The organism is Curtobacterium sp. GD1 (assembly GCF_020882855.1).
Lineage (GTDB): Bacteria > Actinomycetota > Actinomycetes > Actinomycetales > Microbacteriaceae > Curtobacterium.
This window is the reverse complement of sequence record NZ_JAFEVQ010000019.1, coordinates 1-17,999: the sequence shown is the minus strand read 5'-3', so window position 1 is coordinate 17,999 and position 17,999 is coordinate 1. Positions and strand designations below refer to the sequence as shown.

16 protein-coding genes are annotated in these 17,999 nt (G+C 71.4%); 14 read left to right on the top strand and 2 right to left on the bottom strand.

The window, feature by feature from the left end:
- The first annotated feature begins 21 nt into the window (after positions 1 to 21).
- The 12 genes from JSX79_RS11775 to JSX79_RS11720 all read left to right on the top strand — a co-directional run bounded on the left by JSX79_RS11775 (position 22) and on the right by JSX79_RS11720 (position 12,910).
- Complete coding sequence (locus tag JSX79_RS11775) at positions 22 to 1,098, top strand: BMP family protein (protein WP_070418441.1); 1,077 nt, start codon at positions 22 to 24, stop codon at positions 1,096 to 1,098.
- A gap of 75 nt (positions 1,099 to 1,173) precedes the next feature.
- A complete protein-coding gene (locus JSX79_RS11770; protein WP_229086417.1) occupies positions 1,174 to 2,694 on the top strand; it encodes an ABC transporter ATP-binding protein in 1,521 nt (506 codons plus the stop codon).
- Between the two features lie 49 nt (positions 2,695 to 2,743).
- Positions 2,744 to 4,102 (top strand): ABC transporter permease, encoded by a 1,359-nt coding sequence (locus JSX79_RS11765; RefSeq protein ID WP_374475350.1) that lies wholly within the window; start codon positions 2,744 to 2,746, stop codon positions 4,100 to 4,102.
- A 5-nt stretch (positions 4,103 to 4,107) separates the two neighbouring features.
- Entirely contained in the window at positions 4,108 to 5,391 is a 1,284-nt protein-coding gene (locus JSX79_RS11760; protein WP_071295798.1) for an ABC transporter permease, read from the top strand.
- A 163-nt stretch (positions 5,392 to 5,554) separates the two neighbouring features.
- On the top strand, positions 5,555 to 5,953 hold the full coding sequence (locus JSX79_RS11755; protein WP_070419511.1) for a cytidine deaminase: 399 nt from the start codon (positions 5,555 to 5,557) through the stop codon (positions 5,951 to 5,953).
- Positions 5,954 to 5,958: 5 nt separating this feature from the next.
- The gene (locus JSX79_RS11750) at positions 5,959 to 7,248 is read left to right on the top strand and encodes a thymidine phosphorylase (RefSeq protein ID WP_229086415.1); all 1,290 of its coding nucleotides are present in this window, start codon (positions 5,959 to 5,961) and stop codon (positions 7,246 to 7,248) included.
- A 132-nt stretch (positions 7,249 to 7,380) separates the two neighbouring features.
- Entirely contained in the window at positions 7,381 to 8,493 is a 1,113-nt protein-coding gene (locus tag JSX79_RS11745; RefSeq protein ID WP_229086413.1) for an adenosine deaminase, read from the top strand.
- Positions 8,494 to 8,496: 3 nt separating this feature from the next.
- Positions 8,497 to 8,943: a PTS sugar transporter subunit IIA gene (locus JSX79_RS11740; protein WP_070418446.1), complete on the top strand. Its 447-nt coding sequence runs from the start codon at positions 8,497 to 8,499 to the stop codon at positions 8,941 to 8,943.
- Complete coding sequence (locus tag JSX79_RS11735; RefSeq protein ID WP_070418447.1) at positions 8,940 to 9,218, top strand: PTS sugar transporter subunit IIB; 279 nt, start codon at positions 8,940 to 8,942, stop codon at positions 9,216 to 9,218. Before JSX79_RS11740 ends, JSX79_RS11735 begins: the two co-directional genes overlap by 4 nt.
- A gap of 30 nt (positions 9,219 to 9,248) precedes the next feature.
- Complete coding sequence (locus JSX79_RS11730; RefSeq protein WP_229086411.1) at positions 9,249 to 10,088, top strand: purine-nucleoside phosphorylase; 840 nt, start codon at positions 9,249 to 9,251, stop codon at positions 10,086 to 10,088.
- Positions 10,085 to 11,749, top strand: coding sequence for a phospho-sugar mutase (locus tag JSX79_RS11725; protein WP_229086409.1), 1,665 nt, complete (start codon positions 10,085 to 10,087; stop codon positions 11,747 to 11,749). The genes JSX79_RS11730 and JSX79_RS11725 overlap by 4 nt, the downstream gene beginning before the upstream one ends.
- Positions 11,750 to 11,956: 207 nt before the next feature.
- Positions 11,957 to 12,910: a hypothetical protein gene (locus JSX79_RS11720; protein WP_229086407.1), complete on the top strand. Its 954-nt coding sequence runs from the start codon at positions 11,957 to 11,959 to the stop codon at positions 12,908 to 12,910.
- Between the two features lie 127 nt (positions 12,911 to 13,037).
- Here JSX79_RS11720 and JSX79_RS11715 read toward each other — a convergent pair whose 3' ends face one another.
- Positions 13,038 to 14,816 carry a biotin carboxylase N-terminal domain-containing protein gene (locus JSX79_RS11715; RefSeq protein ID WP_070418451.1) on the bottom strand — a complete coding sequence of 593 codons (1,779 nt, stop codon included), beginning with the start codon at positions 14,814 to 14,816 and terminating at the stop codon, positions 13,038 to 13,040.
- A gap of 79 nt (positions 14,817 to 14,895) precedes the next feature.
- On the bottom strand, positions 14,896 to 15,723 hold the full coding sequence (locus tag JSX79_RS11710) for a nucleoside triphosphate pyrophosphatase (protein ID WP_229086405.1): 828 nt from the start codon (positions 15,721 to 15,723) through the stop codon (positions 14,896 to 14,898).
- 14 nt (positions 15,724 to 15,737) lie between these two features.
- Between JSX79_RS11710 and JSX79_RS11705 the strand changes: the two genes are divergently transcribed.
- Both JSX79_RS11705 and JSX79_RS11700 read left to right on the top strand, forming a co-directional pair.
- Positions 15,738 to 16,997 (top strand): class I SAM-dependent RNA methyltransferase, encoded by a 1,260-nt coding sequence (locus JSX79_RS11705; protein WP_229086403.1) that lies wholly within the window; start codon positions 15,738 to 15,740, stop codon positions 16,995 to 16,997.
- 172 nt (positions 16,998 to 17,169) lie between these two features.
- Positions 17,170 to 17,934, top strand: coding sequence for a response regulator (locus JSX79_RS11700; protein ID WP_374115184.1), 765 nt, complete (start codon positions 17,170 to 17,172; stop codon positions 17,932 to 17,934).
- Positions 17,935 to 17,999 lie beyond the last annotated feature (65 nt).

The following is a 17,999-nucleotide window of genomic DNA, read 5'->3' as shown; positions in this document are numbered from 1 at the left end:
GCTCCCCGGAGGAACCCACCCGTGACATCTCGTACCCGTCAGGTCCTGCTGAGCTCCCTCGCGCTCGCCGGTACCGTCGCCGTCCTCGCCGGTTGCTCGGCCGCCCCGTCCGACACCGCGTCCGGCGACAACAAGACCAGCTTCCGCCCCTGCATGGTCTCCGACGCCGGTGGCTTCGACGACAAGTCGTTCAACCAGCTCGGGTTCGAGGGCATGAAGGACGCCGCGTCCGACCTCGGTGCCACCTACAAGTCGGCCGAGTCCAAGGACGCCACCGTCTACGACTCGAACATCGAGCAGCTCATCGGCCAGAACTGCAACCTCATCGTCACCGTCGGCTTCAACCTCGCCGACGCCACGAAGAAGCAGGCCGCGGCGAACCCCGACACCGACTTCGCGATCATCGACGACAACTCGATCGACGCGAAGAACGTCAAGCCGATCACCTTCGACACCTCGCAGGCGGCGTTCCTCGCCGGCTACGCGGCCGCCTCGTACTCGAAGAGCGGCGTCGTCGGCACCTTCGGTGGCATGCAGATCCCGACCGTCACCATCTTCATGGACGGCTTCGCGGACGGCGTGAAGTACTACAACGAGCAGAAGTCGAAGGACGTCAAGGTCGTCGGCTGGGACGTCGACAGCCAGAAGGGCTCCTTCACGGGCGGCTTCGAGGCCGGCACGCAGGCCAAGGCCGTCGCGCAGACCCTGATCGACCAGGACGCCGACGTGATCCTGCCCGTCGGTGGCCCGATCTACCAGTCGGCTGCCGAGGCCATCAAGGACGCGAACAACGGCTCCGTGCTGATCGGTGCGGACAGCGACCTCTACGAGGCCGACCCGCGCTACAAGGACATCGCGTTCACGTCCGTCGAGAAGGGCATGCGCCCCGCCGTCAAGGACGTCGTCGAGCAGGCCGCCGACAAGAAGTACTCCAACGAGCCGTACGTCGGCACGCTGAAGAACGACGGCGTCGGCATCGCGCCGTTCCACGACTACGCCGACAAGGTCGACAGCGGCCTCGAGAAGGAGCTCGACACCATCAAGTCGGGCATCATCGACGGCTCGATCAAGGTCGAGACCAAGGCGACCGTCAAGTAGTCCGGTGAACGCGGGCGGGGGAACCTCCCTCGCCCGCGTTTCCGTGCGTCGATCACAGAAACAGACCCAGAGAACATGAAGCTCGAACTCCGCGGCATCACGAAGCGGTTCGGCCCCCTCGTCGCCAACGACCACATCTCGCTCACCGTCGAGCCCGGTGAGGTCCACTGTCTCCTCGGGGAGAACGGCGCCGGCAAGTCGACCCTGATGAACGTCCTGTACGGCCTGTACCAGGCGGACGAGGGCGAGATCCTCCTCGACGACGTCGTCCAGGACTTCGACGGACCCGGTGACGCCATGCGTTCCGGCATCGGCATGGTGCACCAGCACTTCATGCTCGTCCCCGTCTTCACCGTCGCCGAGAACGTCATGCTCGGCCAGGAGCAGACCGCGTTCGGCGGCCGGCTCGACCTCGCCGGCGCCCGCAAGCGCGTGCGGGAGATCTCCGAGCGCTTCGGGTTCGACGTCGACCCGGACGCCAAGGTCGAGGACCTCCCCGTCGGCGTCCAGCAGCGGGTCGAGATCATCAAGGCGCTGTCCCGCGACGCCTCGGTCCTGGTGTTCGACGAGCCGACGGCCGTCCTCACCCCGCAGGAGACCGACGAGCTGATGGGCATCATGCGCCAGCTCCGTGCAGCCGGCACCGCGATCGTGTTCATCACCCACAAGCTGCGCGAGGTCCGCGAGGTCGCCGACCGCATCACCGTGATCCGCCTCGGCAAGGTCGTCGGCGAGGCATCGCCCACCGCGACGAACAACGAGCTCGCGGCGCTCATGGTCGGCCGTGCCGTCTCCCTCGTCGTCGACAAGGCACCAGCGACCGGTGGTGAGGACGCCCTCGTCGTCGACGGGCTGACCGTCACCGACCCGTCCGGCATCGTCCTCGTCGACGACGTCTCGTTCACGGTCCGGCGCGGCGAGGTGCTCGCCATCGCCGGGGTGCAGGGCAACGGGCAGACCGAGCTGACCGAGGCGATCCTCGGCCTCGAGCCGGTGCACGCCGGCCACGTCACGCTCGACGGGCGCGAGCTCACCGGCCGCACCGTCAAGCAGATCCTCGACGCCGGCGTCGGCTTCGTCCCGGAGGACCGGAAGGAAGACGGGCTCGTCGGCGAGTTCACCATCGCCGAGAACCTCATGCTCGACCGGGCCGACCACGCCGAGTTCGTCCGCGCCGGCACGATCCGGTCGGCGGAGCGCGACGCGTTCGCCGACGAGAAGATCGCCGAGTTCGACATCCGCACGCCGAGCCGCACCACCGCGGCCGGCCGGCTGTCCGGCGGCAACCAGCAGAAGATCGTCCTCGCCCGCGAGCTGAGCCGCGACCTGCGCCTCTTCGTCGCGGCGCAGCCGACCCGCGGCATCGACGTCGGGTCGATCGAGTTCGTGCACAAGCGCATCGTCGCCACCCGCGACACCGGTGTCCCGGTCATCGTCGTCTCCACGGAGCTCGACGAGGTCGTGGCGCTCGCCGACCGGATCGCCGTGATGTACCGCGGCGGGATCGTCGGCATCGTCCCCGCGGACACCCCGCGCGACGTCCTCGGCCTGATGATGGCCGGGGAACTCCCAGAAGGAACGGAACAGGTCGCATGATGGCCGGGGAACTCACAGAGCCCACCACGACCGGAACGGAGCTGGCAGCGTGAGCAACACGCCAGACAACACGCAGCCGGATGCCCAGCCGACGGCCGACACGCAGCCGGACGCACCGCTGACCGACGACCGCCTGCAGGACGTCGAGTCCACCCCGCACCTCATGACGGACTCCGCCGAGGACACCGAGCGACGCCAGGGCGGCGACCGCTGGCAGGCCGCACTGCAGGGCATCGTCAACGGCTCCGCGCTCGTCACGGTCCTCGCCGTCGTGCTCGCCCTCGTCGCGTGCGGCATCCTGATCGCCATCACCGACGAGAACGTCCGCTCGGCCGCCGGGTACTTCTTCGCCCGTCCGGCCGACACCTTCCGGGCGATCGGCACCGCGGTCGGCGGCGCGTACGCGTCGTTGTTCGAGGGGTCCGTCGTCAACTTCGGCGCGTCGAGCTTCCAGCAGGCCATCGTCCCGCTGACCCGCTCGATCGACTACGCCGTGCCGCTCATCGCGGCCGGTCTCGGCATCGCGCTGTCGTTCCGCGCCGGCCTGTTCAACATCGGCGGCCAGGGCCAGATCCTGATGGGCGCCGCGGCGGCCGGCTGGGTCGGCTTCTCGTTCGACGGCCCCGCGGCGATCCACATCCCGCTCACGATCATCGCCGGCATCGTCGGCGGTGCGGTGTGGGCCGGGATCGTCGGCGTCCTCAAGGCACGGACGGGTGCCAACGAGGTCGTCCTCACGATCATGCTCAACTACGTCGCGCTGTACCTCGTGAGCTACCTGCTCCGCACGCCGGGCCTGCTGCAGGCGCCGGGCAGCCCGAACCCGATCTCGCCCGCGACGAAGGACAGCGCGGTGCTCCCGCCGCTGTTCGGGGTGCGCTACGGCGTGGACCTCGGCTTCGTCGTGGCGATCATCGCGGTCGTCGTCGTGTGGTGGCTCGTGAACAAGTCCTCGCTCGGCTTCCGCTTCCGCACCATCGGTGAGAACCCGCGTGCCGCCCGCGTGGCCGGCATGAGCGTGCCGTCCCTGACCATCTGGGTCCTCGTCATCTCCGGTGCCCTCGTCGGCATCGCCGGCGCGTACCAGGTACAGGGCGCGGTCACGACCGGGTTCACCTCCGGCATCGACGCCGGCATCGGGTTCGACGCCATCACCGTGGCGCTGCTCGGCCGGTCGAAGCCGTGGGGCGTGTTCTGGGCCGCGATCCTGTTCGGCGTCCTGAAGAACGGCGGCTACGCCATGCAGGCCGCGAACGGCATCCCGATCGACATCGTGGGCGTCATCCAGGCCCTCATCGTCCTCTTCATCGCGGCACCGCCGCTCGTCCGCGCGATCTTCCGGATCCCGCAGCCGGGTGCTCGTCGCCGAACCCGCAACAAGCAGAGCAAGAAGGCGGTCGCCGCGTGAGCACCATGACCCCCACCGCGGTCCCCGCGCTCCCCGCGCAAGGCCGCGGCCTCGAGACGACCCGCAGCTGGAAGGCCGCGATCGGGTACGGCGTCTTCACCGTGATCGCGCTGCTGCTCTTCGGCGTCGCACACCGACCGGGCACGGCCACGTTCCGCCTGTCCTCCAAGGGTGACTTCTTCGCTCTGCCGAACCTTCCACTGCCGTCCACGGCTACGGGCGTCGTCGTCATCGTGCTCCTCGCACTCGCCACCGTCTACGCGGTCGTCGAGACGCGCGCGTTCCGTCGGGTCCGCCTCTGGGTGACCGCGCTGTTCGCGATCGTGTTCGTCGTGGGCTTCCTCGCCTGGGCCGTCGCGGGTGACTCGATCACGATTCCGGGCATGCTCGTGGGCGCGCTCGGTCTGAGCGTCCCGCTCGTGTTCGGCGCCCTCGGCGGCGTGATCTCGGAGCGTGTCGGCGTCGTGAACATCGCCATCGAGGGCCAGTTCCTCGCCGGTGCGTTCACCTCGGCGCTCGTCGCGTCGGTCACGGGTACACCGTGGGCCGGCCTCGTCGGTGCCGTCGTCGCCGGTGTCCTGGTGTCGTTCATCCTCGCGGCGTTCAGCATCAAGTACCTCGTCGACCAGGTGATCGTCGGTGTCGTCATCAACGCCTTCGTCTCCGGGCTGACCGGCTTCCTGTACTCGCAGGTGCTCTCGCCGAACGCGTCGACGCTCAACGTGGGCCTGCGCTTCCCGAAGCTCGAGATCCCGCTGCTGCACCAGATCCCGATCATCGGCCCGATCTTCTTCGAACAGACCGTCGTGGTGTACCTGGCGTACGTGGCGGTGGCGGTGGTCACGTTCGGGCTCTTCAAGACCCGGTGGGGCCTGCGCCTCCGTTCCGTCGGCGAGCATCCGCAGGCCGCGGACACGGTCGGCATCAACGTGAACCGCACCAGGTTCTGGAACGTCTCGCTCGCAGGCGCCATCGCCGGTCTCGGCGGTGCGTACTTCACGCTCGACGCAGTCGGCGGCTTCACGAAGGACATGACCGCCGGCGCGGGCTACATCGCGCTCGCCGCCGTGATCTTCGGTCGCTGGGACCCGATCCGCGCGATGCTCGCGGCCCTGCTGTTCGGGTTCGCGTCCAACCTGCAGAACGCGCTCAGCGTCGTCCAGGGTTCGCCCGTCCCGAGCGAGTTCCTGCTCATGCTCCCGTACGTGGTGACGATCCTCGCGGTCGCCGGCCTGGTCGGGCAGGTGCGCGGTCCCGCGGCGGCCGGCAAGCCGTACATCAAGAGCTGACGGCCAGGAGGCACGGCACATGACCGACACGCACGCTGCGGGCGACGACCAGATCGCGTCCACCGACGCGACCGCCTGGGCGGACCCGGCCACGGCCCTTGACGGGCGCGGCGGCCGGACCGCCGCCGACGGGACGGGGGCCGAGCCGCGCCTCCCGTCCGACGTGGACTGGACCGCCCTGCGGACCGCCGCGACGGCCGCGATGGGGCACGCCTACGCGCCGTACTCGTCGTTCCCGGTGGGCGCCGCGGCGCTCACCGACGACGGCCGGATCGTGTCCGGCTGCAACGTCGAGAACGCGTCCTACGGGGTGACGCTCTGCGCGGAGTGCTCGCTCGTCTCGCAGCTGCACATGACCGGCGGCGGCAAGCTCGTGGCGTTCACGTGCGTCGACGGCGACGGCGCGACCCTGATGCCGTGCGGCCGGTGCCGCCAGCTGCTCTTCGAGCACTCCACCGAGGGCATGCTGCTCGAGACCGTCTCCGGCATCCGCACCATCGACGAGGTCCTGCCGGACGCCTTCGGGCCGCGGACCCTCGCCACCTACCAGCAGGAGCACTGATCCACATGGCCGTCGAGCCGTTCGACACCGTCGACCTCATCCGCACCAAGCGCTCCGGGGCCGCCCTGAGCACCGCCGAGGTCGACTGGCTCGTCGACGCCTACACGCGCGGCTACGTCGAGGACCCGCAGATGGCGGCGATGGCGATGGCGATCTTCCTGAACGGGATGGAGCGGCGCGAGATCAAGGACCTCACGCTCGCGATGATCGCGTCGGGGGAGCGGATGTCGTTCTCGTCGCTCGGCAAGACGACGGTCGACAAGCACTCGACCGGTGGCGTCGGCGACAAGATCACGCTGCCCTTGGCGCCCCTCGTGGCGTCGTTCGGGGTCGCGGTGCCCCAGCTGTCGGGCCGCGGGCTCGGGCACACCGGCGGGACGCTCGACAAGCTCGAGTCGATCCCCGGGTGGCAGGCGGCGCTGTCGAACGACCGTCTCCTCGAGGTGCTGACCGACGTGGGCGCGGTCATCTGCGCCGCCGGTACCGGCCTGGCGCCGGCCGACAAGAAGCTCTACGCCCTGCGGGACATCACCGGCACCGTCGAGAGCATCCCGCTCATCGCGTCGAGCATCATGTCGAAGAAGATCGCCGAGGGCACGGGTGCGCTCGTGCTCGACGTGAAGTTCGGGTCGGGGGCGTTCATGCCCTCGTACGAGGCGTCGCGCGAGCTCGCGCAGACCATGGTCGACCTCGGGAACGACGCCGGGGTGAAGACCTCGGCGCTGCTGACCGACATGGAGGTCCCGCTCGGGCTGACGATCGGCAACGCGCTCGAGGTGCGGGAGTCGGTCGAGGTGTTGGCGGGCGGGGGTCCAGCCGACGTCGTCGCGCTGACCGTGGCGCTGGCGACCGAGATGCTCACGCTGGCCGGGCTGCCGGACGCCGACCCTGCCGCCGCACTGGCCGACGGCCGAGCGATGGACACCTGGCGGCGGATGATCCAGGCGCAGGGCGGGGACCCCGCAGCCGCGTTGCCGGTCGCCCGCGAGCAGCACGTCGTCACCGCGCCGTCGTCGGGCGTGCTCGCGCAGCAGGACGCCCTGCCGTTCGGCGTCTCGGCCTGGCGCCTGGGTGCCGGCCGTGCGCGCGCGCAGGACCCGGTGCAGGCCGGGGCGGGCATCGAGCTGCACGTCAAGCCCGGTGACACCGTCGCCGCGGGGCAGCCGCTCTGGACGCTGCACACCGACGACGCGTCGAGGATCCCGCGGGCGCTCGAGTCGCTCGAGGGTGCGTGGTCGATCGGCACCGAGGCGCCTCTGCGTGGGCCGATCGTGCGCGAGCGCATCGCTGGCTGAACCCCGGCCGTGGGACCGGCCACCGGCCGGGCTGCGGCTGCCTGCCCGGCTGTGGAGAGCCTCCAGTGGGTCCCGTCGTCTGTTGTGCACAGGTGCCTGCGCGGGGTCGGTGACCACCGATAGCCTGGGTGCATGAGCTCCGACGCCACGACCTACCGCCTGCCCGACGCCGGAGCGGTCATCAACGACCTGCCGAAGGTCTCGCTGCACGACCACCTCGACGGTGGCCTGCGCCCGGCGACGATCGTCGAGCTCGCCGGTGCCGCGGGCGTCACCCTGCCGACCACCGACCCGGCCGAGCTCGGGCAGTGGTTCGCCGACCAGTCGAACTCCGGCTCGCTCGTCGAGTACCTGAAGACCTTCGACGTCACGATCTCGGTGATGCAGACGGCGCCGCAGCTGCACCGCATCGCGAAGGAGTTCGTCGAGGACCTGGTCGCCGACGGTGTCGTCTACGGCGAGGTCCGCTGGGCGCCCGAGCAGCACCTGCAGGGCGGGCTCACGCTCGACCAGGCGGTCGAGGCCGTGCAGGCCGGCATCGAGGAAGCGGTCGACGCCGCCGGCGGGAGCATCCGCGTCGGGCAGCTCGTCACCGCGATGCGCCACGCGGACCGTGCACTCGAGATCGCCGAGCTCGCCGTCCGGCACCGTGACAACGGCGTCGTCGGGTTCGACATCGCCGGTGCCGAGGCCGGGTTCCCGCCCTCGAACCACCGTGCGGCGTTCGACTACCTCGCGTCCGAGCTCTTCCCCGTGACGGTGCACGCGGGCGAGGCCGACGGGCTCGCCTCGATCCGCTCCGCGCTCGTCGACGGGCGAGCGCTGCGCCTCGGCCACGGCGTGCGCATCTTCGAGGACGTCGTCCTGTCCGACGCCGGTGACGGCTCGACGCTCGCCTCCCTCGGCGAGGTCGCCTCGTGGGTGCGCGACCGTGAGATCCCGCTCGAGGTCTCGCCGTCGTCGAACCTGCAGACCGGGGCCGTCGCGGCGTGGGGCGACGACCTCGCCGACCACCCCTTCGACGTGCTCTACCAGCTCGGCTTCCGGGTCACGGTGAACACCGACAACCGCCTGATGAGCGACACCTCGCTCTCGAAGGAGCTCGCGCTGCTCGCGGGCACGTTCGGCTACGACCTCGACGACCTCGCGGCGTTCCAGATCAACGCGGCGCTCGGCTCGTTCCTGCCGCTCGAGGACCGCGAAGAGATCATCGCCACCATCACGGCCGGCCACCAGGAGGCCTGACGCATGCCACTGCCGCCGCTGCCGGACTCCGCCGTCGTGCTCGGGGCGACCGCGTCCTCGTGGCGCGACGCGCTCCGGCTGGCTGGCGGTGCCCTCGTGTCGTCGGGAGCGGCCACCGAGCCGTACACCGACGCCATGATCGGCCTGGTCGAGGAACACGGGCCGTACATCGTCATCTCGCCCGGGCTGGCGTTCGCGCACGCCCGGCCGGGGCCCGCCGTGCTGCGTGACGGGCTGTCCGTCGTGACGCTCGACGCGCCGGTCTCGTTCGGGCACCCGCACAACGACCCCGTGCGTGTGGTGCTCGGGCTCGCGGTCGCCGGGGTCGGCACCCACCTCGAGTCGATCGGGGAGATCGCGAACCTGTTCAACGACGCCTCGGTGACCGGTCGGATCGCCGATGCCGCCACCGCGGACGAGGTCCGCGCGATCATGGGGGTCACGGCATGAAGATCGTCACCATCTGCGGCGCGGGCATCGGTTCCAGCGCGATCCTCAAGGTGAACGCCGAGAAGGCCCTCGCGGCGCTCGGGCTGACCGCGTCCGTCGTGGCGGCCGACGTCGCGTCCGTGCAGAAGGTGTCCGACGACGCGAACGTGATCCTCACCAGCCAGGAGTTCGTCGAGGCGATCGGGTCCACCTACGCCGAGGTCATCGTGATCCGGAACCACTTCGACCAGGCCGAGATCACGGCCGCGGTGGACCGGGCGCTCGGCGAACACTGACGCCGGTTCCGTGGCCTCTAGAGTTGGGGCATGAGCACGGAGAACCCGCTGAACGACCCCGCCGCCGACCCGTTCGAGGTCGCGCGTGACGCCGCCGAGGTCATCGCCTCGAAGTCCGGCATCGAGCGCCACGACATCGCCCTGACCCTCGGGTCCGGGTGGGGGAAGGCCGCGGACCTCATCGGCGAGACCGTGTCCGAGATCCCCGCGTCCGAGGTCCCCGGCTTCAGCGCCTCGGCCGTCCCCGGACACTCCGGTACGGTCCGCTCGATCCGTCTCACTGACGGCCGGCACGCGCTGGTCATCGGGGCGCGCACGCACTACTACGAGGGCCACGGGGTCCGTCGGGTCGTGCACAGCGTCCGGACCGCGGCGGCGACCGGCGCCTCGATCATGGTCCTGACGAACGGGGCCGGGGGCATCAAGGAGCACTGGACGCCCGGCACGCCCGTCCTCATCAGCGACCACATCAACCTCACCGCGGACAGCCCGCTCGAGGGCGCGACGTTCGTCGACCTCACCGACCTGTACTCGGCGCGGCTCCGGTCGGTCGCTCGCGGCGTGGACCCCTCGCTCGACGAGGGCGTCTACACCCAGTTCCGCGGTCCGCACTACGAGACGCCGGCCGAGGTCCAGATGGCGAAGACCATCGGCGGGCACATCGTCGGCATGTCCACCGCGCTCGAGGCCATCGCGGCGCGGCAGGCCGGCATGGAGGTCCTCGGCTTCTCGCTCATCACGAACCTCGCCGCCGGCATCCAGAAGACGCCGCTGTCGCACGCCGAGGTGCTCGAGGCCGGGCGCGAGGCCGAGCCGGTGATCGCCGACCTGCTCGCCCGCGTGGTGACCGCGCTGGGCTCCGCGTCGTGAAGCTCGACGTCGACGGGGTGCTCGCTGCTGCTCGTTCCTGGAGCGCGCAGGACCCGGACCCCGAGACCCGTTCCTCGCTCGATGCGGCGATCGACGCGGCGGCGACCGGCGACGGTCCCGCCGTGCAGGACCTCGCCGCGCGGTTCACCGGGCGCCTGGCGTTCGGCACCGCAGGCCTCCGCGCCGAGCTCGGGTACGGACCGCTCCGGATGAACCGGGTCGTCGTGACCCAGGCCGCCGCGGGACTCGCGCGCTTCCTCATCGACACCGGTCGTCGACGCAGCGTCGTCATCGGGTACGACGGCCGGGTGAACTCGGACGTCTTCGCCCGCGACTCCGCCGAGGTCATGCGCGGCCTCGGGCTCGAGGTCACCCTGCTGCCGTCGGCGCTCCCCACGCCCGTGCTGGCCTTCGCCGTGCGGCACCTCGACGTCGGTGCCGGGGTGATGGTGACCGCGAGCCACAACCCGCCGCGGGACAACGGCTACAAGGTCTACCTCGGCGAGGACGACGAGGGGTCGCAGATCGTCCCGCCCGTCGACGCCGACATCGCCGCCGCGATCGACGCCGTCGCCGCGGGCTCGATCGCCGACCTGCCCCGTGCCACCGACTACACCGTCGCTACGTCCGCGCTGCTCGACGCCTACGTGTCCGCCACTGCGGCGACGGTGGCAGCGCCCGGGCTCGCTCCGGACGCGCAGCCGAAGGTCGTCTACACGGCCATGCACGGCGTCGGGTGGGAGACCGCCCGCGCGGTGTTCGAGGCGGCCGGGTTCGCCGTGCCGGTGACCGTGCCCGAGCAGATCGAGCCGGACGGGGCGTTCCCGACGGTGTCGTTCCCGAACCCCGAGGAACCGGGGGCGATGGACCTGTCGATCGCCCGCGGGGTCGCTGTCGGTGCGGACCTCGTCATCGCGAACGACCCGGACGCCGATCGTTTGGCGCTGGCGATCCCGGACGGCGACGGTTCCTTCCGCAGGCTCTCGGGCAACGAGGTCGGCTGGCTCCTCGGGTGGCGCGCTGCCGCCCGGGCGTCCGACGACGGTGTGCAGGGAACGCTCGCGGCGTCGATCGTGTCCTCGCCGGCGCTCGCACGGGTCGCGTCGCGGCACGGGCTGGAGTACCGCGACACCCTCACCGGCTTCAAGTGGGTCTCCCGCGTCCCCGGGCTGCTGTTCGGGTACGAGGAAGCGCTCGGCTACCTGGTCGACCCGGAGGTCGTCCGTGACAAGGACGGCATCTCGGCGGCGCTGTCCCTGCTGTCCCTCGCCGCGGACCTGGCCTCCTCGGGGTCGTCGATCGCCGGGCAGCTCGACGCCTTCGCGGCCGAGTTCGGGGCGTTCGCGTCCGGGCAGGTGGCGACCCGGGTGGACGACCTGTCCCGCATCGGTTCGATCATGGCGTCCCTGCGGTCGACGCCGCCGACGACGCTCGGCGGGCTGTCGGTGCTGTCGGTGACGGACTACGCCGGGGGTGTCGAGGGCTTCCCGCCGTCGGACATCCTCCGCTACGACCTGACGGGTGACGCCCGCGTGATCGTCCGCCCGAGCGGGACCGAGCCGAAGGTGAAGGTCTACATCGACACCGTCGCGGAGAGCCCCGCCGAGGCGCAGTCGCTCGTCGACGCCCTCGCCGCCGACATCCGCCCCCTGGTGTCGTAGGCGCGCCGGCGCCGGCGGCGCTGGCGGCGGCGCTGGCCCGCCGCACAACGAAAGTCGCTTCGAACCGGGGTTCCCCGCGGTTCGGAGCGACTTTCGTTGTGCAGAGGCGAACGACGCCGTCCTCCACAGGACCCCGGGATCGCCGTGCGGTCCACAGAAGCGGGGCGCAGACGACCGTTCGCAGCGGTCGAGCGGGATCCTCGTTCGATGGCACGACTCACGATCATCCACGGCGGCGCCGCCCACCCCTCCGGCCGCAGGGGACGAGCGCTCCAGCGCGCTGCCGACGCAGGGGACCTCGTACGGCTCGTCCCCGGCCGGTTCGTCGACGCCGGGGAGTGGCGGCGCGCGACGCCTGGTGAACGGCACATCGCGCGGATCAAAGCGGTGCACGATCGGCTCGCTCCGCGACTCGTCGTGTCGCACGCGTCGGCGGCCGCGTTGCACGGCCTCCCGTGGGTCGGAGAGTTCCCCGAGACCGTCGACGTGCTCGATCCCCGACGGACGACGTCGCAGGGTCTCGCACACGTCCGGAAGCGACCTGGTGCCGGCCGGACGTTCCGGACCCAGACGATGGTGGCGAAGAACCGTCTGCTCACCGACCTCGTGAGCACGGCGGCCGACCTCGCGATCTCCTACGATCTCCGCATCTCCGTGCCGGCACTGGACTCTGCCCTGCGGCGGGGCGCAGCCCGAGCGGACATCCGGGCAGAGGTCGACGCCCGGAACGCCGTGCACGGGCGGCATCGTGCGATCACGGCGATCGAGCTGGCCGATGCGGCGAGTGGCTCACCGGGGGAGTCCGTCGGGCGCGTGGCGCTCGACGAGGTGGGCGCTCCTCGCGCCGTGCTGCAACAGGAGTTCCGCGATGCAGACGGCTTCATCGGGCGCGTGGACTTCTGGTTCCCCGACCAGGGCGTGATCCTGGAGTTCGACGGCAAGGCGAAGTACGTGGACCCTGCTCTCCGAGCAGCCGGTACGACCGCGGCCGACGTGGTCGTGTCGGAGAAGCGACGGGAGGATCGACTCCGTCGGCATCGGGACGTGCGAGCCGTCGGGCGGTTCGGCTGGCCGGAGGCGCACGATGCTGAGGCGCTCCGAGCGCTGCTCCAGGGGGTGGGAGTCCCGACGACGCCGCGCTCGTTCACGCTGCTGCGGTGACGGCGATGGAGGCTCGGGGTGTCTGCGCACAACCAAAGTCCCTTCGAACTGCGCCGATGCGCGGTTCGAAGGGACTTTGGTTGTGCGAAGCGCAGCGGCGCGCGCACCGCGCGCGCGGCGCAGCCGCCTACGCGAGCTCGAGCAGCACGTGGCCGGACGAGATCGTCTGGCCGACGGGGGCGTTCAGCCCCGTGACGACACCGTCACGCGGGGCAGCGACGGGCTGCTCCATCTTCATGGCCTCGAGCACGACGAGCAGGTCGCCCTTCACCACGGTGTCACCCTCGGCGACCGCGAGCTTCACCACGGTGGCCTGCATCGGGGACGTCACGGAGCCGGACGACGCCAGGCCGCCACGGACCCCGGACGACCGGCGCTTCGGCGGAGCGGACGGCCCGGCCGGACGACGACCGGCAGCACCGGCGGCGCCACCGGCGACGATCGACGGCATGGTGACCTCGATGCGCTTGCCCTGCACCTCGACGACCACGCTCTCGCGGGCTGCCGGTGCGGGGAGCTCCTCGGGGGAGCCGCTCCACGCCGGGATCTCGTTGACGAAGTCGGTCTCGATCCACTGCGTGTAGATGCTGAACGGGGTCTCGTCGGGCGTCGCGAACGCCGGGTCCGACACGACCGCACGGTGGAACGGCAGCACGGTCGGCAGGCCGGTGACCTCGAACTCGGCGAGGGCACGACGCGACCGCTCGAGCGCCTCGGCGCGCGTGGCTCCGGTGACGATGAGCTTCGCGAGCATGGAGTCGAACGAGCCGGAGACGACGTCGCCCGAGACGACGCCGGAGTCGACGCGGACACCGGGGCCGGACGGCGCGTGGAACGCGTGCACGGGGCCCGGCGCCGGGAAGAAGTTGCGACCCGGGTCCTCGCCGTTGATGCGGAACTCGAACGAGTGCCCCCGCGCGACCGGGTCGGAGTAGTCGAGCACGCCGCCCTCGGCGATGCGGAACTGCTCGCGGACGAGGTCGATGCCGGTGACCTCTTCGGAGACGCAGTGTTCGACCTGCAGGCGGGTGTTCACCTCGAGGAACGAGACGGTGCCGTCGGCGCCGATGAGGAACTCGCACGTGCCGGCACCGACGTAGCCGACCTCGCGCAGGATCGCCTTCGACGACTCGTACAGCCGTTCCTCCTGCGACGCCGTCAGGTACGGCGCGGGCGCTTCCTCGACGAGCTTCTGGTGCCGACGCTGCAGCGAGCAGTCGCGCGTCGAGACGATGACCACGTTGCCGTGCTCGTCGGCGAGGCACTGCGTCTCGACGTGGCGCGGCTTGTCGAGGTACTTCTCGACGAAGCACTCGCCGCGGCCGAACGCCGCGATGGCCTCGCGCGTCGCCGACTCGAAGAGCTCTTCCACCTGGTCGCGCGAGCGGACGACCTTGAGACCACGGCCGCCACCGCCGAACGCCGCCTTGATCGCGACGGGCAGCCCGACCTGGTCGACGAAGTCGAAGACCTCGGAGACGTCCTGCACGGGCTCGATCGTGCCGGGCGCGAGCGGCGCGCCGACCTTCTCGGCGACGTGCCGCGCGGAGACCTTGTCGCCGAGGCGCTCGATCGACTCCGGCGAGGGGCCGATCCAGGTCAGCCCGGCGTCGATGACGGCGCGGGCGAAGTCGGCGTTCTCGGCGAGGAACCCGTAACCCGGGTGCACGGCGTCGGCGCCGGAGCGTCGGGCGACCGAGATGATCTTGTCGATGACGAGGTAGGTGTCGGCGCTCGTGGTGCCGTTCAGCGCGTATGCCTCGTCGGCGAGGCGTGCGTGGAGGGCGTCACGGTCCTGGTCGGCGTAGACCGCGACCGATGCCTTGCCTGCGTCGCGGGCCGCGCGGATGATGCGGACGGCGATCTCGCCGCGGTTCGCGATGAGGACCTTGCTGATACGGGGCATGGTAAGTCAGCGTATTCGTGCGGCAGGGGCGCGAATTGACTGGCACCCACAAAGAACAGGCGCGAAGAAGTGTGGATGTCTACAGTGCCCAGAGGTCGTGCCACGCGATGCCGAACCCCCGCAGCAGCATCGCGCGCAGCACCGGGAGCGAGAGCCCGACCACGGCGGACGGTGCGCCGTCGATCCGGGTGATGTACGCGGCGGCCCGACCGTCGATGGTGAACGCCCCGGCGACCTCGAGCGGTTCGCCGGTGGCGACGTACGCGTCGATCTCCGCGGGCGACATGTCGTCGGCGAAGGTGAGCACGGCGCTGTCGACCGCCACCACCTGGTCGCCGTCGGCGACCATCGCCGACCCGCCGGGCGCGACGCCCGCGACGAAGGCAGCAGCGCCGAGCGGCCCGCCGCCCGACGCGTCCACGGTACGGACGGGAGGCACGGTGCCGGCCCGACCCGCGCCTCCAGGCCCCGGATCGGGTGCGTCCAGGACGTCGGGTGCGTCCAGGGCGTCGGGTGCGTCCGCGGCCTGGCGCCGGTCCACGACGCAGTGCCCGCTCCAGAGCGTGCCGCCGCCGGCGGCGAGCATCTGCCGCCACCGGTCCCGCGCGACCTCCGGGTCGTGGGGCTTGCCGTACAGCACGCCGTCGACCTCGAACGCGGAGTCCCCGCCGAACACGAAGCCGTCGACCGCGGAGCCGTCGACCGGGGCGTCCGCGACGGCCGAGGCCTTGGCGACCGCGAGCATCGCCACCAGCTCCGGTCCGGTCAGGTCCCGGCCGAGCGACGTGGCGGCCGCGGCGACCGCGGCGTCCTCGTCGACCCCCGGCGCGACGAGCACCGGCTCGATCCCGGTCTGGGCGAGGAGTGCGCGGCGGGCGGGGGAGGTACTCGCGAGGTACAGACGCATGGGAACATCGAACCATGGGTGAATCCGTCGGAACGCTGCTCGACCTCGACGTCACCGGGATCGCCCACGGCGGCATCTCGGTGGCACGGCACGAGGGGCGGGTGGTGTTCGTGTCGGACGCGATCCCCGGCGAACGGGTGACCGCCCGCGTGACCGAGGACCGGAAGAAGTCGTTCTGGCGTGCCGACACCGTGTCGGTCGGGACGCCGAGCGAACACCGCGTCGACCACGTCTGGCCCGAGGCCGCCCTCGACCGCGACCCGGCCGTCCGCGCCGGCGGTGCCGAGTTCGGGCACATCGCCCTCGGCCACCAGCGCACGCTGAAGCACGACGTCCTCGTCGACTCCTTCGCGCGCTTCGCCCGCGCGGACCTCGCTGCCGTGCTCGGCCACGACGTCGTGGTCGAGGCAGCCCCCGGCGACGACGAGTCGAACGGCACCGGCTGGCGCACCCGCGTCCGCCTGCACGTCGACGAGGACGGCACCGCCGGCCCCTTCGCGGCCCGGTCGCACACCGTCGTGCCCGTCGCGTCCCTCCCGCTCGCGAGCCGGGTCGTGCAGGAGAGCGCACCGCTCGGCCGCGGCGCGATGCCCGGCGCGTCCGTGGTCGACGTCCTCGCGCCGAGCGGCTCCGAGGGCGCGCGACTCGTGATCGACGAGCAGAAGCCGACCGTCGTGACCGAGGTCGTGGGGGAGCGTTCGTTCTCGGTCGACGACAACGGCTTCTGGCAGGTCCACCGTGCGGCTCCGGCCGTGCTGACCGCGGCCGTGCAGGACCTCGTCGACCGCGACCGGCTCGACCCCGAGGGGCAGCACCTCGACCTCTACGGCGGTGTCGGCCTGCTCGGCGCCGCGCTCGGCGACCTCGTCGGGCCGCGCGCCAAGCTCACCAGCGTCGAGAGCTCGGAGCGTGCGACCGAGCACGCGCAGGAGAACCTGTCCGAGTGGATCGGCGCCCGCGCCGAGACCGGCCGCGTCGACCGCTGGCTGCAGCGCACCGTCTCGACCCTGTCCGCCGGCGAGCGGCAGCGCCACCGCGCCGGGACGATCGTGCTCGACCCGCCGCGTTCGGGTGCCGGCCGCGAGGTCGTCGTGCAGATCGCGGCCCTCCAGCCGGCGCAGGTCGTCTACGTCGCCTGCGACCCGGTCGCGTTGGCGCGCGACGTCGCGACGTTCGCGGACCTCGGGTACCGCCTGGAGGCACTGCGCGCCTTCGACCTCTTCCCGCACACCCACCACCTCGAGGCCGTGGCGCGCCTGGTGCCCGTCGCCTGACGTCGATCGCGGGTCGCCTCCAGGGCGGCGGGCGCGCGCTCGACGGCGGTCGCGCGGGCGCCGCGCCGACCTGGCCGATTTGCGCGACGCGTGTCCGAGCGCACGACGACCGGCCGTGTCACGACCGCGTCGCGCCGCTGCCTGAGTCCGACCTGGGTATCCTTGGTCGTTGATGGCGAACCGGTTTCAGGGGCCGGGGAGCGCATCGACCAGAGAGGCCACCGTGGCAACAGACACGACCACAACCGGAACGACCGGACTGGCGACCAAGCCCGTCCGTGTCGCGATCGTCGACGACCACGAGTCCGTGCGGCTCGGGATCCAGGCAGCCTGCCAGAACGAGGGGTTCGAGGTGGTGCTGACCGCCGCGAGCGTGCCCGAGTACATCGAGAACCTCGGTGGGCGTGAGGTCGACGTCGTCGTCCTCGACCTGTCCCTCGGCGACGGCTCGACCGTGACCGCGAACGTGAAGGGTGTGCAGGGCACCGGTTCCGCCGTGCTCGTGCACTCGATCGCCGACCGCGTCGCGAACGTCCGCGAGGCACTGGCCGCAGGGGCGGCCGGCGTCATCCCGAAGTCCTCGGCGACGAAGACCGTGATGGCCGCCGTCGCCACCGTCGCCCGCGGGGACGTGCTCAACAACCTCGAGTGGGCCAGCGCGATCGACGCCGACCGGGACTTCGCGAAGGCGCAGCTCGGCCGCCGCGAACGCGAGATCCTGCACCTCTACGCCTCGGGCCTGCCGCTCAAGCTCGCCGCGCAGCAGCTCGGCATCGGGTACTCCACCGCCCGCGAGTACCTCGACCGCATCCGTGTGAAGTACGTCGAGGTCGGTCGACCGGCACCGACGAAGGTCGACCTCCTCCGCCGTGCGGTCGAGGACGGCATCCTGCCGGGGCTCGACTCGGGCATCGACCCCGACGGCGACGGCCGCTGAGCAGCATGACGGCGGCTGACGCTGCACCCGGGGCCGGGGCCGGGGCCGGGTGCAGCGTCAGCCGC